The organism is Acidimangrovimonas pyrenivorans (assembly GCF_042643245.1).
GTDB classification, from domain to species: Bacteria; Pseudomonadota; Alphaproteobacteria; order Rhodobacterales; family Rhodobacteraceae; genus Acidimangrovimonas; species Acidimangrovimonas pyrenivorans.
The window spans coordinates 115,579-137,499 of the sequence record NZ_JBHRSK010000001.1 but is presented as its reverse complement, the minus strand read 5'-3'; the positions used below and the strand labels follow the sequence as shown (position 1 = coordinate 137,499).

Sequence of the window (21,921 nt, the reverse complement as noted above, 5' to 3'; positions counted from 1 at the left end):
AGTTCCGCCCGGCGCATCCCCGAGGTTCCCGATGTCCGAAAACACACGTTCGCACTACTGGCGCGGTTTCCGCAACGGCGCGCCCTTCGTCTTCGTCGTCGCTCCGTTCGGCATGCTGTTCGGCGTCGTGGCGACCGAGGCCGGGATGCGGCTGCTCGACGTCATGAGCTTTTCGGTGCTGGTGATCGCCGGGGCGGCGCAATTCGCCGCGCTGCAGCTGATGAAGGACAACGCGCCGGTGCTGATCGTGCTGGCCACGGCGCTGGCGGTGAACATGCGCATGGCGATGTATTCGGCCTCGATCACGCCGCATCTGGGGGCGCAGCCGCTGTGGAAACGGGCGATCATGGCCTATTTCCTGGTCGACCAGACCTATGCCGCGTCGATCATGGAATTCGAGCGCCGGCCCGAGATGACATTGGCGCAGAAGACGGCCTATTTCTTCGGCGTGATGAGCCCGGTCTGCCTGCCCTGGTACGGCGCGACATGGGTGGGCGCGGCGCTGGGCACCAAGATCCCGCCCGAATTCGCGCTCGATTTCGCGGTGCCGATCACCTTTCTCGCCATCATCACGCCGATGCTGCGCACCGCCGCCCATGTCGCGGCGGCCGTGGTTTCGATCGTGGTCGCGCTGGCCTTCGCCTTCCTGCCCTATAACCTGGGCCTGCTGATCGCCTCGGTGGCGGCGATGGTGACCGGGGCGCAGGTCGAGCAATGGGTGGCCCGGCGGGCGGCGCGGAGGGAATTCGCATGACGATGTCGGAAACCCATATCTGGCTGATCATCATCGGCATGGGCATCGGGACCTTCCTGATCCGCTTCTCCTTCCTCGGCATCATCGGCGACCGCAAGCTGCCCGAATGGGTGCTGCGCCACCTGCGCTACACCCCGGTGGCGGTGATGCCCGGTCTGGTGGCGCCGCTGGTGATCTGGCCGCAGGCGACCGGCGGTGACCCCGACCCGGCGCGAATGGCGGCGGCGGTGGCGACGGTGGCGATCGGCGTCGCCACCCGCAACGTGATGGCGGCGATCTTCGGCGGGGCCGGGGTGCTCTACCTGGTGATGTGGCTGGTGGGCTAGCAGCTCTCGCGCCGAAACCGGGCGCCTACAGCGCCTTCTGCGCCTTGACCGGCGCGTCGAGCTTGGTGGTGTTCAGGTCGGGATCGGTGTCGTAGTAGATCCGCGTCTTGACCCCGGGCAGTGCGGCGAAACCCTGCATCAGCTTGACCGGGAACCAGGTCTTGGGCAGGTGCTCGAAGCCCGGCAGCCGGGTCAGGATCGCCGAGACCGTGTCGGCGCACATCGCCTTGCGCACCGCGCCGTTGCGCTCGACCAGCAGGATCGCCTGGGCCGCGACCTCTTGCGGCACGACGACGGTCTGCTCGACCGTGTGCCAGGTGATCCGGGTGTGGTAGTCGAGGTAATTGTCCAGCACCGCCGGCGACATGCCGAAATGGACGTCGTTGCGCTCGGGCGCCAGGCTGCTGACCCAGGTGCCGGCGGGATCGAAGACCACCCGCTGCGCGCCGTTGATCAGCAGCGCCGAGTGGCCGCCGCTGCCGCTGCGGTTGTTGACCACCGTGATCAGCGTGATCGAGGCCGGGCCGGGGAAGGCATAGCGGGCGCGGGCGACGGCGTCGTCAGGCGCCCAGACAGGCTCGGCCGCGCAGGCGGCCAGGGCCAGAAGCAGAACGAGGCTTGCGACGAGGCGGCGCATCGGCCCTCCTGCCGGTTGTCGGGGCCGTCAAGCGGCTCAGCCGTTCACCAGCGCCAGGAAGATCAGGAAGACGATGATCAGGCCAGCGCCCCAGGTCACCATGCTGACGAAGCCGTGAAAGGTCTTCTCGTGGTCACGGATATCCATGCTGCCGTGCTTGTGTTCTTCGGCCATTCCTGCGCTCCCTTGTGTATCTCCCTGACTAGCCGAATACCCGATTCATCCTGCCCTGTCACGTATTTGCGAGCCTCGGCGCGAGGATCGACCAGGCGCTGGCCGTCACCTGCGGCGCCGTGTCGCAGCTATCGCCCGCGGTCGAGATCGGCGGCGAGGCGGAAGCCGATGCGCCGGGCGCTGCCGCTGGCCTCGGCCTTGGGCACGGCACGCAGGATCACCGAGAGCTGGCTGACATGCTGGACCAGCTGGGTCTTCGCGCCGCTGTCGTCGCGACCGTAGAAGGTGACGAGGTCGGGGGCGAAATAGCCCAGCCCCTCGATCCGCAGCACCCCGGCATGGCCGCCGGCGAAGCCCAGAGCCACTTCCTCGGCCGGATCGAGCTGGTCCTCGAAGTTGCGGATGTAGAGGATCAGCCGCTGATAGGCCCATTCGGCCGGGCTCTTGTCCTCTGGCGGGATACGGGCGATGGCCGCGGGCAAGGGCAGCTGTTCCGGCGTCGCCGGCGCGTCCGGATCGGCATGGACGGCGCGTCCACCCGAAGGGGGGCGGTTCAGCTCTCGCTCCGCTGCCACAGCCAGGCCCCCTGATGCGCCTCGCGCTCGCTGCGCCAGCGCCGGACCTTGCCCAGCCGGTGCAGGTGATTGAGATGGCCGATGGTCTCGACCAGCGCCAGCCCGTATTCGCCCGGCCCGATCGCGCGCTTGAACAGCGGCGGGAAGCAGTCGCCGCCGACCCGCGGCTCGGCCAGGTGGTCGAGCAGCCGGTCGAGCGCCCCGTGGTGGTTGTCGATCATCTGGCGCAGGCGCAGCGGCAAGCCGGTGAAGGGCAGCTTGTGGCCGGGCAGGACCAGCTGGTCGTCCTCGGCATGGGCGGACAGCCGGGTGCAGCTTTCGATCCAGTCGCCGACCGGGTCGGCCTCGGGCTCGGTGGCATAGACGCCGAGATTGGGCGAAATCGACGGCAGCAGCTGGTCGCCGCCGATCACCAGGTTGTCGTCGCGGCTCCAGAAGGTGGCGTGCTCGGGCGCGTGGCCGTTGCCGATGCGGATATCCCAGCTCCGGCCGCCCATCTCGATCACATCGCCCTCGGCGATCCGGGTGAAGCCCAGGGGCAGCGGCGCGACGATGTCGGCGAAGTTGAACGGCCGTTCGGCCGCGCGCTGGGCGTAGGTTTCCGGGTCCATGCCGGCATCGCGCCAGAAGGTCAGCGTCTCGGCGACCGGTTCCTCCTGCACGTCCAGCGTCAGCATGCGGGCGAACAGCCAGGCGGTGCGGGTCGTCACCAGCTCGGTGCCGTGGTCGGACTGGAGCCAGCCGGCCATGCCGATATGGTCGGGATGGTGATGGGTGACGACGACGCGACGGACCGGGTTGCCGGCCAGCGGCCCGGCCATCAGCGCCTGCCAGATCGCCCGGCCCTTGCGGCTGTCGAAGCCGGTATCGACAACCGTCCAGCTGTCGCCGTCATCCAGGGCGAAGACGTTGACGTGATCGAGCTTCATCGGCAGCGGCAGCCGCATCCACAGCACCCCCGGCGCGACCTCTGTCGCCGCGCCCTGTTCCGGGGCGATTTCCCAGGGATAGCGGATCTGGCCCGTGCCGCCGTCCATCATGCCGAAAGGTCCTCCGGGCTGAGGGCGTAGAGATCCGCCGCCCCTTCGCGGGCATGGGCCAGCAGCGCGGCATGTTCGGGCAGCAGCCGCTTGATGAAGAAGGCGGCCAGCCGGGTGCGCGGCCCGCCCTGCGTCCCTTCGGCGACGGCGGCACGCAGGTGGTAATGGGCGCCCAGCACCAGGGCGAAGGCACGCAGAAAGGGCACGGCGCCGGCGAAGCGGTCGTTGAGCCCTTGCGCCACCAGCGCCTCGGTGCCCTCGCGCATCGCCTCGGCGGCGTTCCAGACATCCTCGGCCAGCGCCGGCAGCGAGGCGCGCGCCGCCTCGGCCCCGGTCTGGATTTCCTCGATCTGGCGGCAGGCGGCCTCGCCGTTATCCATCATCTTGCGACCGACGAGGTCCATCGCCTGGATGCCGTTGGTGCCCTCGTAGATCGCCGTCACCCGGACGTCGCGCAGGTATTGCGCCGCGCCGGTCTCCTCGATGAAGCCCATGCCGCCATGGACCTGCATCCCCAGGCTGGCGACGTTGATCCCGGTATCGGTGCCATAGGCCTTGGCGATCGGCGTCAGCAGCGCGGCGCGGGCGGCCCAGTCGGCCTCTCCCGTCGCCCGGGCCATGTCGAGCGCCACGGCGAGGTTGAGCGCGATGGCGCGGGCGGCGAAGGTCTCGGCCTTCATCGTCGCCAGCATCCGGCGGACGTCGGCATGGTCGACGATGGTGCCGCTGCCCCCCTCGACCGGGGTATTGCCCTGCTTGCGGTCCAGCGCATAGGCCAGCGCGTGCTGATAGGCGCCCTCGGCCACGCCGATGCCCTGCACGCCGACGCCGAGACGGGCGTTGTTCATCATCGTGAACATCGCCTTCATGCCGCCATGCGGCGCACCCACCATCCAGCCGGTGGCGCCATCGTACTGCATCACCGCGGTCGGGCTGCCATGCAGGCCCATCTTGTGTTCGAGGCTGACGACGCCGAGGCTGTTGCGCCGGCCCGGATTGCCGTTTTCGTCGGGGATGAACTTGGGCACCAGGAACAGGCTGATGCCCTTGGTCCCCGGCGCCCCGTCGGGCAGCCGCGCCAGCACCAGGTGGCAGACGTTTTCGGAAAAGTCGTTATCGCCCCAGGAGATGAAAACCTTCTGCCCGGTGATGGCGTAGGTCCCGTTGCCGTTCGGCTCGGCCTTGCTCCGCAGCGCGCCGACGTCCGAGCCCGCCTGCGGCTCGGTCAGGTTCATCGTTCCGCACCATTCGCCCGAGACCAGCTTGGGCAGGTAGAGCGCCTTCAGCTCCTCGCTGGCATGATGCTCCAGCGCCTCGATCTGGCCCTGGGTCATCAGCGGATTGAGCTGCAGCGACAGGCAGGCCGCGCTCATCATGTCGTTGACGGCGGTGGCGACGGTCAGCGGCAGCCCCATGCCGCCATGCTCGGGATCGGCCGAGATCGCCACCCAGCCGCCCTCGGCGATCTGGCGGTAGGCCTCGGCGAAGCCCGGCGTCGTCCGCACCACGCCGTTTTCCAGCGTGGCCGGCTTGAGGTCGCCCTCGCGCTGCAACGGCGCCAGCACGTTCTCGCACAGCTTGCCGGCCTCGCCCAGGATCGCCTCGACCGTCTCGGGCGTCGCCTCGGCGAACAGCTCGGTCGCGGCGACGGCGTCGAAGCCGGCGACATGGTCGAGGATGAAACGGAAGTCGGCAAGCGGGGCGCGGTAGGGCATGGCTGTCTCCGGGGCGGGCGGCTTGGCAAAGGGCCGGCGCGCGCGTATGTGGGCGGGTAACGACGCCCAACCTACCCGACGGGCCGTATCCATCAAGTCCAACGCAGCGTCACGACCGTGCCCCAGCCCGCGATCTCCACCGAAACCCTGCCCGCCACGCCCGAGGGGCTGGCGCAGGCGGCGGCGGTGCTGTGTGCCGGCGGGCTGGTGGCCTTTCCGACCGAGACGGTCTACGGCCTCGGCGCCGACGCGTGCAACGACCGGGCGGTGGCGCGGATCTTCGAGGCCAAGGGGCGGCCGCGCTTCAACCCGTTGATCATTCACCTGGCCGACATCGCCGCCGCCCGCCGCTTCGCCGTCTTCGATGACCGCGCCGAGCGGCTGGCCGATGCCTTCTGGCCCGGGCCGCTGACCCTGGTGCTGCCGCTGAAACCGGAGGCCGGGCTGTCGCCCTTGGTGACGGCCGGGCTCGACACCGTGGCGATCCGGGTGCCGGAACACCCCGTCGCCCGCGCCCTACTGGCGGCCTTCGGCGGTCCGGTCGCCGCGCCCTCGGCCAACCCGTCCGGCAGGATCAGCCCGACCCGCGCCTCCCACGTCCTCGACGGGCTCTCGGGCCGGATCGAGGCGGTGGTCGATGGCGGCGACTGCCCGGTCGGCGTCGAATCCACCATCCTCGGCCTTCAGGGTGGCGCCCGGCTCTTGCGCCCCGGCGGGTTGCCGGCCGAGGCGATCGAGGCCTGCCTCGGCGCGCCGCTCGAGATGGGGCCGCCGCCCGAGGCCGTGGGCGAAAGCCCCATCGCCCCGGGCCAGCTCGCCTCGCATTATGCCCCCGGCGCGCCGGTGCGGCTCGAGGTCTCCGACCCGACCCCGGCCGAGTTCTGGATCGGCTTCGGTCCCGGCACCGAGGCGGCGCCGCTCAACCTCTCGCCCACCGGCGATCTGGTCGAGGCCGCCGCCAACCTGTTCCAGATGCTGCACGAGGCCGACGCAAGCGCCGCGCCGGGCCAGGCCATCGCCGTCGCCCCGATCCCCGATCACGGCCTCGGCCGCGCCATCAACGACCGCCTGCGCCGCGCCGCCGCCCCGCGCTCCTGAACCGCGGCCCTGATCCGCGCCCTCTTTCACCTGAGTGAAAATATCCCGGGGGAGTCGCCCCTGGGCGACGGGGGCAGCGCCCCCGGCGGCACGCAGTGCCAGAAGGCTTGCGGCGCAGCCGCGCAACCGGATCGCCGTCCCTGCGGCGCCCCGCCCCTTGCGCCAAGGCCCCTTCGCACCGCATAACCGCTGAAAGCCAAGGAGACCTGCCCATGATCGGCCGCCTGAACCACGTCGCCATCGCCGTCCCCGACCTCGAAGCCGCCGCCGAGCAATACCGCTCGACGCTGGGCGCCAGGGTCGGCGCGCCGCAGGACGAGCCCGATCACGGCGTCACCGTGGTCTTCATCGAGTTGCCGAACACCAAGATCGAGCTGCTCTACCCGCTGGGCGAGGACAGCCCGATCGCCGGCTTCCTGGCAAAGAACCCGGCCGGCGGCATCCACCATATCTGCTACGAGGTCGATGACATCCTCACCGCCCGCGACAAGCTGAAGGACAGCGGCGCCCGGGTACTGGGCTCGGGCGAGCCGAAGATCGGCGCCCATGGCAAGCCGGTGCTGTTCCTGCACCCCAAGGACTTCAACGGCTGCCTGATCGAGCTGGAACAGGTCTGAGCCATGAACGTCGTCGAAGCCATCGTCGTCTTCGCCGTCACCTGGTTCATGGTGTTCTTCATCGTGCTCCAGGTCCGCAACGAGACCCAGGGCGACAAGGGCGAGATCGTGCCCGGCACCCCGGCCTCGGCGCCGTCGGATTTCAACCTCAAGCGCAAGGTCAAGATCACCACGCTGATCGCGCTGGTGGTCTGGGCCGGCATCGCCTGGGTGGTGACCTCGGGCGTGATCACCATCCGCGACCTCGACATCTTCAACCGGATGGGGCCGCCCTCGTTCCGGACAGACGGTGGAACAGGTGGGTGAAGGTGGCGACGCCGAGGATCGGCACCACGAGGTTGACCAGCGGCAGCGATAGCGGCGCGGCCATCAGCACGCCGGCCAGCCAGATCTGCAGCGGGTAGCGCCGGCGCAGTTGCTTGGCGCCTTGGCGGCCGACCCGGCGCATGGCGACGAGCTGGAAATACTCGCGCCCGAGCAGAAAGCCGTTGATCGCCCAGAACAGCACCGGCACCAGCGGTCCGGCGAAGATATAGACCGCCAGCGCGACCACGTTGACCGCGATCAGCAGCACGAAGAAGCGCGCATTGTCGACCAGCGCCTCGGCCAGCGGCACCGCCGGCGCCGGCGGCAGGCTGGGGTAATAGCGGTCCTCGACCGCCTGGGCGACGTCTTCGAGGAAGAAGCCGGTGAAGGCCGAGGCGACGGGCACCATCAGGAAGACCGACAGCCCCAGCATCAGGAACAGAGAGGCCCAGGACAGCAGGGTCGACAGCCCGCCGACAGCGCCGATCCAGGGCAGGGTGATCGTGTCCGGGGTGAAGATGTCGATCACCGCGATGAAACCGGCATAGACCGCCGCCAGCAGCGCCAGCGTCAGGGCGAGGCCGATCCACAGCACTCGGCGGAAGCGCGGGTCGCCGATCTGGGCCAGGGCCCGGCTGAAATCGGTCAGGATCATCCGCCCGGCCGCCTCATGAGGCCCAGCTGACGATCTTGTCCATGTCCGGGCGCGGACGCTCCGGCGGCACCCTGGTCTCGGTGCCGATATGGACGAAGCCGGCGACGAATTCGTGATTGGCCAGGCCCAGCCCCTCTTCGACGAAGCCGCGGTCATGCGCCGCCCAGCTGGTCAGCCAGGCCGCGCCCCAGCCCGAGGCCAGCGCGGCGTTGAGCAGCCCGAGGCAGACCGCCCCGGCCGACAGCACCTGCTCGACCTGCGGGATCTTCTCGGACGCGACCGGCGCCGCGATCACCGCGACGGCGAGCGGCGAATCGGCGAACTGGCTGACCGCCTTGGCCGTCTTCTCGCCCTCGAGCCCGAGCTCGGCGCCGCGGCGTTCGGCCAGTTTCGCCAGCCGCTCCAGCGCCGGCCGTTCCAGCACGATGAAGCGCCAGGGCTCGAGCTTGCCGTGATCTGGGCTGCGGGCGGCGGCGGTCAGCAGCGGCAGCAGCGCCGCGGCATCGGGCGCCGGGGCGGTCAGCGTCTTGGCCGGGCGCGAGCGGCGGCTGAGCAGGAAGTCCATCGCGGCGGGATTGGGATCGGGCATGCAGTCCTCCAGGCTTTTGGCTCATATCAGCGCTTGCCCCGGCGATTGCAACCGCGGGCTGGGCGTGCGGCGCCGAAGCTTCTATACCGGGGCCAGCCACAGGAGACCCCTATGAGCAAGACCGACCTCAGCCATCTTTCCGACCCGGGCACAGAGATCGCGGTGCGCGTCACCCCGCGCGCCTCGCGCAACGCGGTGGTGGCCGAGGACGGGGCGATCAGGGTCTACGTCACCACGGTGCCCGAGGACGGCAAGGCGACGGCGGCGGTGGTCAAGCTGCTGTCCAAGGCGGTCGGCGTGCCGAAATCGCGCCTCGAGCTGATCCGCGGCGCCACCGCGCGCGACAAGGTGTTTCGCGTCCTCTGACCCGATTGCGCGGCTGCGCCGCACGCCTTCTGGCACTGCGTGCGGAAGGGGGGCGCTGCCCCCCGTCGCCCAAGGGCGACTCCCCCCGGGATATTTCCGCTCAGGGGAAGGCAGGCGGCGCAGCCTTGGAACGGTCGGGCGGGGCGGATAGAGAGCGAGGGGAAGGCTGCGCCGGGAGGGGAGATGACGCGACATCCGATGTTCGGGATATTCCTTGCACTGTTCGGCGCGCTGGCGATCACGCCGGACACGCTGCTGATGCGCCTGTCCGGGCTGGGCGGCGGCCAGATGGTGGCTTGGCGCGGGCTGCTGGCCGGGACCAGCCTGACCCTGGCCTGGGCGCTGTTCCGGCACCGCCACTGGCGCGGCGACCTGCGCGGGCTGGCCAGCGGGGGCGGCGCGCTGGTGGTGCTGTGCCAGTTCCTCAGCGCGGCGCTGTTCAGCCTCGGCATCGCGGCAGCGCCGGTGGCGGTGGTGCTGTTCGCGATCTCCTCGGTGCCGGTCTTCTCGGCGTTGCTGTCGCGGCTGGTGCTGGGCGAGGCGACCCACTGGTCGACCTGGGCGGCGATCGCGGCGGTGCTGACCGGCATCGGCATCGCGGTCTTCGGCAAGAGTGCCGGGCCGGTGGTCGGCACCCCGCTGCTCGGGGCGGCGGCCGGGCTGGGCGTGGCGATGAGCCTGGCGGTCAATTTCGTCACCATCCGGCGCAACCCGCAAATCCCGATCCCGCTGGCCGTCGGCTGCGGCGCCCTCGTCTCGGGTCTCGTCGGGCTGGGCCTGGTCGGGCCGGCGACCATGCTGGACGGACGGATCTGGGCCATCGTCCTGGCCGGCGGGGTCGTTTTGCCGGCCTCGTTCTTCTCGCTCTCGCTGGCCTCGCGCCATACCCAGGCGTCGACGGTCAGCCTGCTGATGCTGCTCGAGACCATCCTCGGCCCGGTCTGGGTCTGGGCCGGGACCGGCGAGGCGCTGACGCGGGGAATGGTGACCGGTGGGGCGCTGGTGATCGGCAGCCTCGCAGTCTACCTGTGGTATGCCGGCCGGCGCCAGGCGCTGGCCCGCCGCGCCGCGGTGGCGGCGGGGGCGCTGGGGCCGGTCGAGGGCGGCTAGCCGCGGTCCTTGCCGCTGCCACCGCCGCTGCCGCTGCCGCCGCCGAGGCTGAGCAGGAAGCCGGCGAGCATCGCCAGGCCGATCGTCAGGGTCGGGTTGCTGCGCAAGAGCGGCAGCGTGACCTGCAGCGCCTCGCGCATCAGCCGGGTCTCCTCGGCCTGGCGTTCGGCCTGGGCGCGCTGACGCGCGGCGCGCAGCATCAGCCAGGCGACCAGGCAGCCCAGCAGGCTGAGGCCGAGGCCGACGGCCAGCGCGCCGACCATCCCGATCCACAGGGCCAGGGCATGCACGCCCAGGGCGACGGCGAAGATCAGCGCCAGCAACGCGAAGATCGCGATCGCCAGGCCAAAACCGGCATTGGTCGCGGCCGCGCGCTTGAGGTTTTCGACCTGCGACCGGGCCGCGCGGCCGAGCAGGGACAGCAACGCGTTCATGTCAGCGGCGCAGCAGCAGGCCCAGCACCATGCCGGCCAGCGCGGCAAGGCCGAGCGTGCGCCAGGGATGGGCGCGGGTCTCGTCCATCACCCGCGATTCGAGCTCCTGCCAGTCGTCGCGAACCTCGCCGGCCACCTTGCGGGCTGTCGCCTCGCCCTGCGCTAGCCCCTCGGCAAGCCGCGCCTTGGCCTCGCTTTGGGCCGCTTCCAGCCCGTCGGCGCCGATCTTGCGGATCAGAGCGGCGACGCTTTCCAGCTCGCGCCGCAGCTCGGCCACCTCGGCGGCGAGATCGGGGGATTCGGTTTCGGTCTTGTCGGCTGTCGTGGATCGGGTCGCCATGGCAATGCTCCTTCTCGCAATGCCCCAAGGCTAGCCGGGCGGCGCGGGAATGCAATCGTCATGGTCGCCTTTCGCCATCGCGATCGCGCGACGGAACGGCGAGGGCGACCGCGCTACTTGGTTTCGCGGCGGCGGTAGATGCCTTCGGGCAGGTTGAGCGCGGCGGCAAGGTCGCGCACCTGGGACATCGACAGGGTAATCGTCAGCACCTCGTCGCGGCGGGCGTCGTATTGCGACAGGGTCACGCAATCCTCGAAGGCCTCCAGCGTCACATCCTCCTGCAGATGCGGCGTGCCTTCGTCGACCAGGGTGACGACCGTTGCGTCGAAATCGTGCTCGATGCTGAACATGGCACAAGGATAGCGCGCTGGCGGGGGAGTGGGAAGGGCCGGCACGCCGATTGCATCACCGGCCGGTTTCGGCGCAGCATGGCGTGAGGGACGGGAGAAGCCGATGATCTCCAAGTGGAAATGGCTGCTGGTGCAGATGGGCCGCAAGCTCTGGGTGCGGGCGGCCCTGTTCGCGTTGCTCGGGCTGGTGACGGTCGGGCTGGCCTGGCTGCTCCAGCACGAAATCCCGGCCGGTATCGGCGCCGGGCTGGGCGCGGACGCGGTCGACGCGATTCTCGGCATCCTTGCCTCCAGCATGCTGGCGGTCACGACCTTCTCGCTGTCGATCATGGTCTCGGCCCTGGCCGGCTCGGCCGAGAGCGCCACGCCGAGGGCGACGGCGCTGCTGCTGCAGGACGGGACGACGCAGAACGTGCTGGCGACCTTTCTCGGCGCCTTCCTGTTCAGCCTCGTCGGCATCATCGCGCTGAAGGCCGGGGTCTATACCGATGGCGGCCGGCTGGTGGTGTTCCTCGCCACGCTGGCGATGGTGGCGATCATCGTGCTGACCTTCCTGCGCTGGATCGCCCACCTCGCCGGCTTCGGGCGGATGACCGATGTCGCCGGGCGGGTCGAATCGGCGGCGGCCAAGGCGATGCAGACGCGGCTGGCGACGCCTTACCTGGGCGGCCACCCGCGGCGCGGCTCGCCGCCGCACGGAGCCTGGCCGGTGCTGGCCGACCAGGTTGGCTATGTCCGCCATCTCGACACCCATGCCTTGTCGGAACTCGCCGAGGAGGCCGGGCTGCGGCTCTATGTCGAGGTGCTGCCCGGCGCCTTCGTCCATCCCGCCGCGCCGCTGCTCTGGGCGCTGGGGCCAAGGGCCGAGGGGCTGGAGCGCAAACTGGCCGCCGCCTTCACCCTGGGCGAGACCCGCAGCTTCGACCAGGATCCGCGCTTCGGCCTGGCGGTGCTGGCCGAGATCGCCTCGCGCGCGCTGTCGCCGGCGGTCAACGATCCCGGCACGGCAATCGACATCCTCGGGCGCGGGCTGCGGGTGCTGGCGCCCTGGGGGGCGCGGCGGCGGGTCGATGTGCTGTATCCCCGGCTCTGGGTGCCCGAGGTCGTCGTCGGCGACCTGTTCGAGGATTTCTTCCGCCCGATCGCCCGCGATGGCGCGGCGCTGGTCGAGGTCCAGATCCGGCTGCAGAAGACGCTGCTGGCATTGGCGCGGATCGATCCGGAGGATTTCGCCCCCGCCGCCGCCCGCCAGTCGGTCGAGGCATTGGAACGGGCCGAGGCGGCGCTGGCGCTGGAGGCCGACCGTGCGGTGCTGCGCGTGCTGGCGGACAAGGTCGCCGCCGTGGCTTCGCGGCGCTGAGCCCGCGGCGGCCTTCCGCCGGTCCGTCACGGTCCGATCACCTTTGATCTGCGTCATGGCGGCAGGCCCCTGCTTTTGAGAGCCTTCCTGCATTGATGCAAAGCACCGATGGGGAGTTTTGGCATGTTTTCGATGAAGAAGATGGACCGCCACCTCGAACTGCTCGGCCACATGGCCGAGACCTTGGGGATCGACCTGAACGCGGCGATGCGGGCCGGGCGGCTGTCGCCCGAGACCTATCGCGCGGCGGCGCTGCGCTGCACCGGCTGCGACGCGCCCGAGGCCTGCGCCCATTGGCAACGGGATCACCGCGCCGGCGCCGACGTGGCGCCGGACTATTGCCGCAACGCCACCTTGCTGGCCGCATTGAAGGAGGCCGCGCCATGATGATTTCATTGGGAGGCGACGCCGCCCGCCACTACTGGCTGACCCAGGGCATGGCGCGCGCCGTCGACGTCAATATCAGCGAGGCGATCCAGGCCGGGGCGATCACGCACGAGGATCTGGGGATCATGGTGGTGCGCTGTCGGATGTGCAATCGGGCGACGCAATGCACCGGCTGGCTGGGCCAGCATGGCGCCGGGGCGCCGGAACTGCCCGGGTTTTGCGCCAACAAGACCGATCTGGAGGCCCTGCGCGGCAAGTGACGCCGCGCGGGACTGCCGCGTGGGACTGCCGCACGGGCGCCGGGCTTGATCCCGCGGAGCGGCCGTGCTGGGTAGGGCGCGAAGGAGCGCCCATGCTGCAAATCGAAAATGTCGTCAGCGACCGCGGGTCGAAATACGCCGTCTCGGGTGGGCCGGTGGCCGACCGGGACGCGGTGCGCGATTTCCTGCGCGACCTGACCCGGGCCAAGCGCTACGCCAAGGCCACCCACAACAGCTGGGCGGTGCTGTTCGAGGATGCTTCGGGCAATCGCGAGCCGCTCAAGTCCGACGACGGTGAGAGTGGCGCAGGAAACGTGATCCTGCGCCAGCTCGAGGCTGCCGGTTTGGTCAACCACGTCATCGTCGTCACCCGCTGGTATGGCGGGGTCAAACTGGGCGGCGACCGTTTCCGCCATGTGCAGACGGCGGTGCGCAGCTATCTCGACACGATCAACCCCTCGTGAGCCGCCGGAGCGGCGGGCGGCGAGGGCGAGGCATGGGCCTCGGTGCCGAATGGGCCCTTCGCGTCCTCCTGTCCGCTGAATTGCGCCTGAAGCATCGCGAAGAGAATGAACAGGATTATCAATGTAAAACGCATATCTTGCCACAAACTCGTTACAACTTGTGGGCGTGTGGTGAGCGGCGAATGGGGCGAGGAAATGGCGAGTCGTTGACGAGAATTCGGCAAACTGCCGAATGCCTTTCGCGTGAGGGGCTTGTGAAGTGCCGCATTACGCTACGTCACTGGCGGTTGCGCGGCGCCCGGCTGCTCACGGCCGTTCCAGAACGCCCCGCCAGGCCGCCCTGGCCCGGTCATGGGCCTCCGATTCGATCAGATCGCCATGCGACAGCACGATACGCTCGAACGGCCAGTCGAGGATGCGGCCCAGGCTGTCGGCGGCGGCGGCGCGGTCGCGCCAGCCCATGCGGTATTCCGGCGCCGGCCGGGGCCGGTTCCACATGCCGAAGACCCATTTGAACCAGAATTTCAGCATCGCGCTGGCATGGGGCGTGGCGTCGGTGAAGTTCTCGATCAGGTCGACCAGCAGCAGGGTCCGGCTGACCCGGTCATACATCGCCACCTCCCACATCCAGCGGCTGCCGCGCACCAGCACCTGCTCGACCTCGTCCGCCCAGGCCGGCGGCGGGGAGTCGCCCAAGAGCCCGTCATGGCGGATATCCGGGCGCTTGGTCTCGATCCCGGGGCAGAGCCAGGTCTTCGCCTCCGGGAACGCCGCCTGGGCCGAGGGCACGTGCAGGTAATGGTAATTGCCCGGCGCGACGATATGGGCGACGGGGCCGATGGCGGCGATCTCCTCGGCCAGCGTCGGCGGGATCTCGCAGGGCGAATGCAGCATGACCTCGCCGGAATTCAGCCGCAGCACGCTCATCCGCGCGTCGAAGCCGGTGCCGGCATAGCGGATCGGGTAGGGCTGCAGCCAGAGGCGATCGGGGATGTAGGGGGTGAGGGCCATGGCCCCAGCTAAGCGCCGGACAGCCGATGGGGCAAGCAAAGCCGTGCCCGTTCACCGGCCAGTGATCGCGGTCACGGCTTGGCCGGCAACCGGCCCCACAGGTCATACTCCCCGGCCTCGTCGACCTCGACGGTGACGATCTCGCCCGGAGCCAGCCCCTCGAAGCCCTCGTCGATGAACAGGTTGCCGTCGATCTCGGGCGCGTCGGCCTTGGTCCGGCAGGTCGCGCCCTCTTCGTCGACGGCATCGACGATCACCTCGAGCCGCTGGCCGACCTTGGCCGCCAGCTTGGCCTCGGAAATCGCCTGTGCCTTCTCCATGAACCGTTCCCAACGCTCCTGCTTGACCTCTTCCGGCACGTGGTCGGGCAGGTCGTTGGCGCGGGCGCCGGCGACGTTCTCGTATTGGAAGCAGCCGACACGGTCGAGCTGGGCCTCGTCGAGCCAGTCGAGCAGGGTCTGGAATTCGGCCTCGGTCTCGCCCGGATAGCCGACGATGAAAGTCGAGCGCAGGGTGATGTCCGGACAGTCCCGGCGCCAGGCGGCGATCTCGTCCAGGGTCTTCGCCGCCGCTGCCGGCCGCGCCATGCGCTTCAGCGTCTCGGGATGGGCGTGCTGGAACGGGATGTCGAGATAGGGCAGGATCAAGCCCCCCGAGTCAGAATTGGTGGCCATCAGCGGGATCAGATGGCGAACATGGGGGTAGGGGTAGACGTAGTGCAGCCGCACCCAGGCGCCGAGGCTGCCCAGGTCGCGGGCGAGGTCGGTGATATGGGCGCGATGGCCGCGGTCCTCGGCGTGCCTGATGTCGACGCCATAGGCCGAGGTGTCCTGGCTGATCACCAGCAGTTCCTTGACCCCGGCCTCGACCAGCTTCTCGGCCTCGCGCAGCACGGCATGGGCGGGACGGCTGACCAGCCGGCCGCGCATGTCTGGGATGATGCAGAACTTGCAGTGGTGGTTACAGCCTTCCGAGATCTTGAGATAGCTGTAGTGGCGCGGGGTCAGCGACACGCCCGCGGCCGGCAGCAGGTCGATGAACGGATCGGGGGCCGGCGGCACGGCGGCATGGACCGCGTCCAGCACCTGCTCGTATTGATGCGGCCCCGTCACCGCCAGCACCCTGGGATGGGCGCCGGTGATATAGTCGGGCTCGGCCCCGAGGCAGCCGGTGACGATCACCTTGCCGTTCTCGCGCAGCGCCTCGCCGATCGCTTCCAGGCTTTCCGCCTTGGCGCTGTCGAGGAAGCCGCAGGTGTTGACGATCACCGCCTCGGCACCGTGGTAGTCGGGGCTGATGGCGTAGCCCTCGGCCCGCAGCCGGGTCAGGATGCGCTCGCTGTCGACCAGCGCCTTGGGGCAGCCGAGGCTGACCATGCCGATGGTCGGCTGGCCGGGGCGCGGCGTCTCCTGGGTAAGACGAGCGTGGGCGAGGTCGGGGCGCAGGTCGGGCGGGTTCTGGGACATGGGCAGGCATATAGCGATGGAAACGCGCCGCAGAAAGGGGCGATGCGGCGATTAGTCGGCCTGCCGGACGCCCTTGCCGCCTGCGTTCGAGGCCGCGCGGGCACAGCGCCGGGGCGATGTCCTCGGGCTTGCGGGAAAGCACTTGCGCGGGGCGCGGCGCATTTGCCACGCTCAACCTGGAGATTACGAAGATTCCATTAGGAATTCAGAAATTCCTATGCAAGCATGATTCTTGCGGCGCAGGGGCTTTCAGGCGCATCAATATTCTGCGGCGGAGGTCCGGGAGGAGGGGCTGACGCGGATGCGGATGTTCGGGCCTCCGACGCAGGCGAAATGGGAGGAACGATGATGCAATTTGACAAGGCCCGTCTTGTGCTTCGGAGCGCGGCGGTTGCGTCGGCGCTGGGGCTTCTTGCGGTTCCGGCACAGGCGACGGAAGGGTATTTCGCGCTCGGCTTCGGCCCGGTGCAGCGCGGCCAGGGCGGCGCGGGCGTCGCCGCCGAGGGCAGCAACGCGATGGCCTCGACGATCAACCCCGCCGCAGTGGCCGGCATGGGGCGCGAGATGTCGCTGGGGCTGCAGCTGTTCATGCCCTATCGCGGCTACAATGCCAGTGGCACCGGGTTCGTCGCGCCGGGATCGCTGCGCAGCGGGCATAACGGTTTCGCGGTCCCGAACTTCGCCTACAACATGCCGCTGGCCAACGGCGCGGTGCTGAACTTCGCCGCCTACGGCAATGGCGGGATGAACACCTCCTATCCGCTGGTGCTGAACAGCTCTCCGGGCTGTGTCGCCGCGGCCCCGCCCGGCATGAATTACGGCGCCTTCTGCGGCGGGCAGGCCGGGGTCGACCTGAACCAGCTGTTCCTGTCCTTCACCTATGCCCAGAAGGTCGGCAACGTCTCCTTCGGTATCGCGCCGACCATCGCGGGCCAGGCGTTCAAGGCCTGGGGGCTGGGCGCCTTCACGGGCCTGTCGGCCAGTCCGAGCAACCTGACCAATAACGGCTATTCCTACTCGCTCGGCTACGGTCTGCGCGGCGGTATCCAGGTCGAGGTTTCGCCGGTGCTGAGCGTCGGCGTCGCGGCCCAGACCAAGATGAAGATGTCGAGCTTCGACAAGTATGCCGGCCTGTTCGCCGGCGGCGGCAGCTTCGACATCCCGGCCTCGGCCACCATCGGTCTGGCCTACAAGGCGACGCCGAGCGTGACCCTGATGGCCGATGTCCAGCGCATCTTCTATTCCGGCGTGCCGGCGGTCTCGAACCCGTTCCCCAATGGCGCCAACCCGCTGGGCGGGGCCAACGGGCCGGGCTTCGGCTGGGATGACGTCAACGTCTTCAAGCTGGGCGCGGTCTGGAAGGCGAGCGACAAGATGACCTGGCGCGTCGGCTATGCCCATTCGAGCAACCCGATCGGACCCGAGGACGTGACGCTGAACATCCTCGCCCCCGGCGTGGTGACCAACCACTTCTCGCTCGGCGGCACCTACCAGATGACCAAGCGCGACAGCGTCGATTTCTCGGTGGTCTACGTGCCGCCGGTGAGCGTCACCGGGCAGGAGATCACGCCGTCGGGCCCGACACCGGGCAGCAGCGTGACCATCGACATGCACCAGTTCAGCGCCTCGGTGGGCTGGACCCGCAAGTTCTGATCCTGTGAGAACCGGCAGGGGCGGGGGCAGGAGACTGCCGCCGCCCTTTGCTTTGGCCGCTACTCGGCGTCTTTCGCCGCCGCCTTCGCCTTCGTGGTCTTGGCCTTGGTGGTCTTTGCCGCCGTCTTTGCCTTGGTCGTCTTCGCCTTGGCGGGGGTCTTCTTGGCGGCTGCCTTGCGCTTGCCGCCCTTGGCCGCCTTCTCGTTGACCAGCGTCACCGCTTCTTCATAGGTCACGGCCTCGGGCTCGATGTCCTTCGGCAGGGTGGCGTTGACCTTCTCCCACTTCACGTAAGGCCCGTAGCGGCCCGGCATCACCTGGATCACCCCGCCATCGGGATGCTCGCCCAGCTCCTTGATCGGCTCGGCGGCGGCGCGGCCCCGGCCGCGGCTGGCCTTCTCGGCGATCAGCTCGACCGCCCGGTTCATGCCGATGGTGAAGACCTCGTCGACCTCGGGCAGGTTGGCATAGGTGCGGTTGTGCTTGACGTAAGGTCCATAGCGGCCGATGCCGGCCTCGACCGGCTCGCCGTCGTCGGGATGCGGCCCGATCGGGCGCGGCAGGCTGAGCAGCATCAGCGCCTTTTCCAGGTCCATGTCGGCAGGGGACCAGCCCTTGGGCAGGCTGGCGCGCGGCGGTTTGGGTTGCTCCTCGGTCGCCTCGCCGCGCTGGACGTAAGGGCCGAAGCGACCATTGCGCAGGCTGATCGGCTCGCCATTCTCGTCATGGCCAAGGACCTTGCCGTCCATCGCCAGCGCCGCGCCGTCCTCGCCGCCGGGGGCCGAGAGCGGACGGGTATAGCGACATTCGGGATAGTTGCCGCAGCCGATGAAGGCGCCGCCCGAGCGCGCCGTCTTCAGGTGCAGCCGGCCCTCGCCGCAAAGCGGGCAGATGCGCGGGTCGGAGCCGTCGGGGCGCGGCGGGTAGAGATGCGGCGCCAGGACCTCGTCGATCTTGTCCAGCACCTCGCCGATGCGCAGCTCCGAGGTTTCGGCGATCGCGGCCGAGAAATCGCGCCAGAACCGGGCCAGCACTTCCTTGTAGTCGCGCTCGCCGGCCGAGACGTCGTCGAGCTGTTCCTCCAGCCCGGCGGTGAAGTCGTATTCGACATAGCGGCGGAAGTAGTTCGACAGGAAGGCGGTGACCAGCCGGCCCTTGTCTTCGGGGATCAGCCGGCCCTTGTCCTTGCGGACATATTCGCGGTTCTGGATCGTGGTGACGATGCTGGCATAGGTCGAGGGCCGGCCGATGCCGAGCTCTTCCATCCGCTTGACCAGCGTCGCCTCGGTATAGCGCGGCGGCGGCTGGGTGAAATGCTGGGCGCCCAGCACCGCGCCCTTGCCGTCGAGGATCGCGCCCTTGGCCCGGCGCATCTGCCCCGGCGCGGCCTCCTCGATCACCGAATCGTCGGTGCTGGCCGCCTTGGCGAACTGGTCCTCGAGCGCGCCGGCGGCGAAGCCCGCAGCCTCGCCCTCCATGATCTGCGGCAGGCGGGCGCTGTCCTCGTCGCCGTCATCGTCGCGGCCTTCCTCGTAGACCTTGAGGAAGCCGTCGAACAGCACCACCTGGCCCGTCGCCCGCAGCCCGACCTGGCCGTCGGCGCTGCCGATCTCGACCGTGGTCCGTTCCAGCCGCGCCGCCGCCATCTGGCTGGCGATGGTGCGCTTCCAGATCAGGTCGTAGAGCTTGCGCTGGTCGGCATCGGCGATGCGCAGCTTGTCCGGCGCCGCCGACATGTCGGTCGGCCGGATGCATTCGTGCGCCTCCTGCGCGTTCTTGGCCTTGTTCTTGTACATCCGCGGGCTGTCGGGGACGTAGGCCGCGCCGAAGCGGTCCTTGATCGCGTCGCGCGCCGCCATCACCGCCTCGGGCGCCATGTCGATGCCGTCGGTCCGCATATAGGTGATGTGCCCGGCCTCGTAGAGCCGCTGCGCCGCGCTCATCGTCGCCCGGGCGCCCATTCCGAACTTGCGGCTGGCTTCCTGCTGCAGCGTCGAGGTCATGAACGGGGCGGAGGGGTTGCGCGCCGCCGGCTTGGCCTCGACCGACTGCACGGTCAGCGCGCGCGAGGTGACGGCGTGGACGGCCAGTTCCGCCGCCTCGGCGGTGGCGATGTCGTAGCGTTCCAGCTTCTTGCCGGCCAGAACGGTCAGCCGGGCCTCGTAGTCCTGGCCGCGCGGCGTGGTCAGGCGGGCGGCGACGCTCCAGTATTCGCGGGGCTGGAACGCCTCGATCTCCATCTCGCGCTCGACGATCAGGCGCAGGCAGACCGATTGCACCCGGCCGGCGGATTTCGCCCCGGGCAGCTTGCGCCACAGCACCGGCGACAGGTTGAAGCCGACGAGGTAGTCGAGCGCGCGCCGCGCCAGGTAGGCCTCGACCAGCGCGTCGTCGACCTGGCGCGGGTGCTTCATCGCCTCCTGGATCGCCGCCTTGGTGATCGCGTTGAAGGTCACCCGGCTGACATTCTTGCCCTTGAGCTTCTTCTCCAGCGCCTGTTCCAGGTGCCACGAGATCGCCTCGCCCTCGCGGTCGGGGTCGGTGGCGAGGATCAGCGTGTCGTCGTCCTTCAGCGCCTCGGTGATCGCGCGGATGTGTTTCTTGCTGTCGCTCGCCACCTCCCATTTCATCGCGAAATCGTGCTCGGGATCGACCGAGCCGTCCTTCGGCGGCAGATCGCGGACGTGGCCGTAAGAGGCGAGAACCGTGTAGTCGGAGCCCAGATACTTGTTGATTGTCTTGGCTTTGGCTGGGGACTCGACGACGACGACTGCCATGAAAACCTCTTTGCGATGACCCGGCGGCGGGCGGCGCAAGATGGGGACGAAGGGCTGGGAATGTCAATGGAGGCTATGCCGCAGGGCAGGCAGAGGGGCGTTGCCGCGGCTCGAATCGTCCGGAATCGCGGCGTGCGGCCGCCCATCCGCCGCGCCCGGGACATGGCGCGGAGGGGCGCGGACGGGCGCGGACGAGCAGCCTCATTCGGGGCGCGACAGCAAGCCGCCGGGCTGACGCTGCAGCTTGCCCTCCAGTTCGAGGGTGAGGATCTCGGGCGTCAGCCGGGCGGCGGGCAGCTCCAGGTCGCGGATCAACTGGTCCTCGGCCACCGGGCTGGGGCCGAGCCGGTCGAGGATCGCCCGGTGCAGCCTGGCAACCTCGCGCAGGGCGGGATTCGGGGCGCGGCGCGGCTTTGCCTGCGGCCCGTTCGCTTGCGGGGCGTTCGCTTGCGGCCTGGGGGCAGGGGGGGCGTCGGCGGCCATGTCGGGCGCGCCCGGACCGGCTTCCTGTTCCGCCTCAAGCGTTTCTGCCGCCGGCCGCGGCTCGGGCAGCAGCGGGGCGGGGGCCAGTGCCTCGATCACGTCCTCGGCGCCGCGCACCAGGGTGGCGCCGTCGCGGATCAGCATGTTGCAGCCGCCGGCGCGGGCGTCGAAGGGATGGCCCGGCACCGCCAGCACCTCGCGCCCCTGGTCGAGCGCGCTGCGGGCGGTGATCAGGCTGCCCGAGCGCGCCGCCGCCTCGACCACGACCACCGCCCGGGCCAGGCCCGAGACCAGCCGGTTGCGCATCGGGAAATGCCGCGCCTGCGGCGCCGCGCCGATCGGTTGCTCCGAGAGCCGGCAGCCGCGTTCCGCGATCTCGCCGGCCAGTTTCGCGTGTTCCTGCGGGTAGACCACGTCGACCCCGCCGCCCTGCACCGCGACCGTGCCGGTCTCCAGCGCGGCGGCATGGGCGGCGGCGTCGATGCCGCGGGCCAGGCCCGAGACGACGACGAAACCCGCCTCTCCCAGTGCGGCGGCGAGGCGCCGCGCCATCCGCGTGCCCAGGCTCGAGGCGTTGCGGGCGCCGACCAGCGCCACCATCGGCCGGGCCAGCAGCGCCGGATCGCCCAGCACCCAGAGCACCGGCGGCGCGTCGGTCAGCTGGGCCAATGTGCCCGGGTAGCCCGGGGCGCCGTAGCACAGCATCCGCGCCCCGGCCCGCCGTGCCGCCGCCATCTCGGCCGTGGCAACCGCGACCGGGCAGGGGGCGTAATCGGGCACCCCGGCGGCGCGCGCAACCTGTGGAAGCGCCGCCAGCGCGGCCTGGGCCGTGCCGTGTTCGGCCAGCAGGCGGTGGAAAGTGCTGATCCCGACCCGGCGGGAGCGAATGAGGCGCAGCCAGGACAGCCTGTCGTCTTCCGTGGTGGGTGGGGTGAAGGGTGTGGGGGAAGAAAACAAATCCTCGGCCATCCTGG

Annotated in this window: 26 protein-coding genes; 12 read left to right on the top strand and 14 right to left on the bottom strand. The window is 69.8% G+C overall.

The window, feature by feature from the left end:
* Nucleotides 1–31: 31 nt before the first annotated feature.
* Nucleotides 32–754: an AzlC family ABC transporter permease gene (locus tag ACFOES_RS00700; RefSeq protein ID WP_377830832.1), complete on the top strand. Its 723-nt coding sequence runs from the start codon at nucleotides 32–34 to the stop codon at nucleotides 752–754.
* Nucleotides 751–1,080 carry an AzlD domain-containing protein gene (locus ACFOES_RS00695; protein ID WP_377830830.1) on the top strand — a complete coding sequence of 110 codons (330 nt, stop codon included), beginning with the start codon at nucleotides 751–753 and terminating at the stop codon, nucleotides 1,078–1,080. The genes ACFOES_RS00700 and ACFOES_RS00695 overlap by 4 nt, the downstream gene beginning before the upstream one ends.
* 25 nt (nucleotides 1,081–1,105) lie before the next feature.
* Here ACFOES_RS00695 and ACFOES_RS00690 read toward each other — a convergent pair whose 3' ends face one another.
* From ACFOES_RS00690 to ACFOES_RS00670, 5 genes are all read right to left on the bottom strand, one after another.
* Entirely contained in the window at nucleotides 1,106–1,717 is a 612-nt protein-coding gene (locus ACFOES_RS00690; protein ID WP_377830826.1) for a hypothetical protein, read from the bottom strand.
* Between the two features lie 36 nt (nucleotides 1,718–1,753).
* Nucleotides 1,754–1,891, bottom strand: coding sequence for an aa3-type cytochrome c oxidase subunit IV (locus ACFOES_RS00685; protein ID WP_377830822.1), 138 nt, complete (start codon nucleotides 1,889–1,891; stop codon nucleotides 1,754–1,756).
* Nucleotides 1,892–2,019: 128 nt separating this feature from the next.
* Nucleotides 2,020–2,472, bottom strand: coding sequence for a DUF6173 family protein (locus ACFOES_RS00680; protein WP_377831000.1), 453 nt, complete (start codon nucleotides 2,470–2,472; stop codon nucleotides 2,020–2,022).
* Nucleotides 2,445–3,506, bottom strand: coding sequence for an MBL fold metallo-hydrolase (locus tag ACFOES_RS00675; protein ID WP_377830818.1), 1,062 nt, complete (start codon nucleotides 3,504–3,506; stop codon nucleotides 2,445–2,447). Before ACFOES_RS00675 ends, ACFOES_RS00680 begins: the two co-directional genes overlap by 28 nt.
* Complete coding sequence (locus ACFOES_RS00670) at nucleotides 3,503–5,221, bottom strand: acyl-CoA dehydrogenase (protein ID WP_377830817.1); 1,719 nt, start codon at nucleotides 5,219–5,221, stop codon at nucleotides 3,503–3,505. The genes ACFOES_RS00675 and ACFOES_RS00670 overlap by 4 nt, the downstream gene beginning before the upstream one ends.
* 117 nt (nucleotides 5,222–5,338) lie before the next feature.
* Between ACFOES_RS00670 and ACFOES_RS00665 the strand changes: the two genes are divergently transcribed.
* From ACFOES_RS00665 to ACFOES_RS00655, 3 genes are all read left to right on the top strand, one after another.
* The gene (locus ACFOES_RS00665; protein ID WP_377830816.1) at nucleotides 5,339–6,319 is read left to right on the top strand and encodes an L-threonylcarbamoyladenylate synthase; all 981 of its coding nucleotides are present in this window, start codon (nucleotides 5,339–5,341) and stop codon (nucleotides 6,317–6,319) included.
* Nucleotides 6,320–6,531: 212 nt separating this feature from the next.
* The gene (gene mce / locus ACFOES_RS00660) at nucleotides 6,532–6,936 is read left to right on the top strand and encodes a methylmalonyl-CoA epimerase (RefSeq protein ID WP_377830815.1); all 405 of its coding nucleotides are present in this window, start codon (nucleotides 6,532–6,534) and stop codon (nucleotides 6,934–6,936) included.
* Between the two features lie 3 nt (nucleotides 6,937–6,939).
* Nucleotides 6,940–7,242, top strand: coding sequence for a DUF1467 family protein (locus tag ACFOES_RS00655; RefSeq protein WP_377830814.1), 303 nt, complete (start codon nucleotides 6,940–6,942; stop codon nucleotides 7,240–7,242).
* On the opposite strand, the gene ACFOES_RS00650 is transcribed toward ACFOES_RS00655, so the two are convergent.
* Together ACFOES_RS00650 and ACFOES_RS00645 are read right to left on the bottom strand one after the other, a co-directional pair.
* A complete protein-coding gene (locus tag ACFOES_RS00650; RefSeq protein WP_377830998.1) occupies nucleotides 7,190–7,894 on the bottom strand; it encodes an EI24 domain-containing protein in 705 nt (234 codons plus the stop codon). The genes ACFOES_RS00655 and ACFOES_RS00650 overlap by 53 nt on opposite strands.
* Before the next feature lie 16 nt (nucleotides 7,895–7,910).
* Nucleotides 7,911–8,486 (bottom strand): nitroreductase family protein, encoded by a 576-nt coding sequence (locus ACFOES_RS00645; protein WP_377830813.1) that lies wholly within the window; start codon nucleotides 8,484–8,486, stop codon nucleotides 7,911–7,913.
* A 111-nt stretch (nucleotides 8,487–8,597) separates the two neighbouring features.
* Between ACFOES_RS00645 and ACFOES_RS00640 the strand changes: the two genes are divergently transcribed.
* Both ACFOES_RS00640 and ACFOES_RS00635 read left to right on the top strand, forming a co-directional pair.
* Nucleotides 8,598–8,852, top strand: coding sequence for a DUF167 domain-containing protein (locus ACFOES_RS00640; RefSeq protein ID WP_377830812.1), 255 nt, complete (start codon nucleotides 8,598–8,600; stop codon nucleotides 8,850–8,852).
* Nucleotides 8,853–9,035: 183 nt separating this feature from the next.
* On the top strand, nucleotides 9,036–9,962 hold the full coding sequence (locus ACFOES_RS00635) for a DMT family transporter (RefSeq protein WP_377830811.1): 927 nt from the start codon (nucleotides 9,036–9,038) through the stop codon (nucleotides 9,960–9,962).
* Here ACFOES_RS00635 and ACFOES_RS00630 read toward each other — a convergent pair.
* The 3 genes from ACFOES_RS00630 to ACFOES_RS00620 all read right to left on the bottom strand — a co-directional run bounded on the left by ACFOES_RS00630 (nucleotide 9,959) and on the right by ACFOES_RS00620 (nucleotide 11,086).
* Nucleotides 9,959–10,396, bottom strand: coding sequence for a hypothetical protein (locus ACFOES_RS00630; protein ID WP_377830810.1), 438 nt, complete (start codon nucleotides 10,394–10,396; stop codon nucleotides 9,959–9,961). The two genes, ACFOES_RS00635 and ACFOES_RS00630, sit on opposite strands and share 4 nt — an antisense overlap.
* A 1-nt stretch (nucleotide 10,397) precedes the next feature.
* Nucleotides 10,398–10,736, bottom strand: coding sequence for a DUF883 family protein (locus ACFOES_RS00625; RefSeq protein ID WP_377830809.1), 339 nt, complete (start codon nucleotides 10,734–10,736; stop codon nucleotides 10,398–10,400).
* 113 nt (nucleotides 10,737–10,849) lie between these two features.
* A complete protein-coding gene (locus ACFOES_RS00620; protein WP_377830808.1) occupies nucleotides 10,850–11,086 on the bottom strand; it encodes a hypothetical protein in 237 nt (78 codons plus the stop codon).
* 103 nt (nucleotides 11,087–11,189) lie between these two features.
* Here ACFOES_RS00620 and ACFOES_RS00615 point away from each other — a divergent pair, with 103 nt between their 5' ends.
* The 4 genes from ACFOES_RS00615 to ACFOES_RS00600 all read left to right on the top strand — a co-directional run bounded on the left by ACFOES_RS00615 (nucleotide 11,190) and on the right by ACFOES_RS00600 (nucleotide 13,557).
* Nucleotides 11,190–12,446 (top strand): DUF2254 domain-containing protein, encoded by a 1,257-nt coding sequence (locus ACFOES_RS00615; protein ID WP_377830807.1) that lies wholly within the window; start codon nucleotides 11,190–11,192, stop codon nucleotides 12,444–12,446.
* A 123-nt stretch (nucleotides 12,447–12,569) separates the two neighbouring features.
* Nucleotides 12,570–12,833, top strand: a complete 264-nt coding sequence (locus tag ACFOES_RS00610; protein ID WP_377830806.1) for a DUF6455 family protein — start codon at nucleotides 12,570–12,572, stop codon at nucleotides 12,831–12,833.
* A complete protein-coding gene (locus ACFOES_RS00605; protein WP_377830805.1) occupies nucleotides 12,830–13,093 on the top strand; it encodes a DUF6455 family protein in 264 nt (87 codons plus the stop codon). The genes ACFOES_RS00610 and ACFOES_RS00605 overlap by 4 nt, the downstream gene beginning before the upstream one ends.
* Before the next feature lie 92 nt (nucleotides 13,094–13,185).
* On the top strand, nucleotides 13,186–13,557 hold the full coding sequence (locus ACFOES_RS00600) for a YigZ family protein (protein WP_377830804.1): 372 nt from the start codon (nucleotides 13,186–13,188) through the stop codon (nucleotides 13,555–13,557).
* Between the two features lie 306 nt (nucleotides 13,558–13,863).
* On the opposite strand, the gene ACFOES_RS00595 is transcribed toward ACFOES_RS00600, so the two are convergent.
* Nucleotides 13,864–14,568 carry a DUF4336 domain-containing protein gene (locus ACFOES_RS00595; protein WP_377830803.1) on the bottom strand — a complete coding sequence of 235 codons (705 nt, stop codon included), beginning with the start codon at nucleotides 14,566–14,568 and terminating at the stop codon, nucleotides 13,864–13,866.
* Between the two features lie 71 nt (nucleotides 14,569–14,639).
* On the bottom strand, nucleotides 14,640–16,034 hold the full coding sequence (rimO, locus tag ACFOES_RS00590) for a 30S ribosomal protein S12 methylthiotransferase RimO (RefSeq protein WP_377830802.1): 1,395 nt from the start codon (nucleotides 16,032–16,034) through the stop codon (nucleotides 14,640–14,642).
* Nucleotides 16,035–16,382: 348 nt separating this feature from the next.
* Between rimO and ACFOES_RS00585 the strand changes: the two genes are divergently transcribed.
* Complete coding sequence (locus ACFOES_RS00585; RefSeq protein ID WP_377830801.1) at nucleotides 16,383–17,687, top strand: OmpP1/FadL family transporter; 1,305 nt, start codon at nucleotides 16,383–16,385, stop codon at nucleotides 17,685–17,687.
* A 59-nt stretch (nucleotides 17,688–17,746) separates the two neighbouring features.
* Here the strand turns inward: ACFOES_RS00585 and topA are convergent, their stop codons facing one another.
* Together topA and dprA are read right to left on the bottom strand one after the other, a co-directional pair.
* Nucleotides 17,747–20,464 carry a type I DNA topoisomerase gene (gene topA, locus ACFOES_RS00580; protein ID WP_377830800.1) on the bottom strand — a complete coding sequence of 906 codons (2,718 nt, stop codon included), beginning with the start codon at nucleotides 20,462–20,464 and terminating at the stop codon, nucleotides 17,747–17,749.
* Between the two features lie 201 nt (nucleotides 20,465–20,665).
* Complete coding sequence (dprA, locus tag ACFOES_RS00575) at nucleotides 20,666–21,916, bottom strand: DNA-processing protein DprA (RefSeq protein WP_377830799.1); 1,251 nt, start codon at nucleotides 21,914–21,916, stop codon at nucleotides 20,666–20,668.
* Nucleotides 21,917–21,921 lie beyond the last annotated feature (5 nt).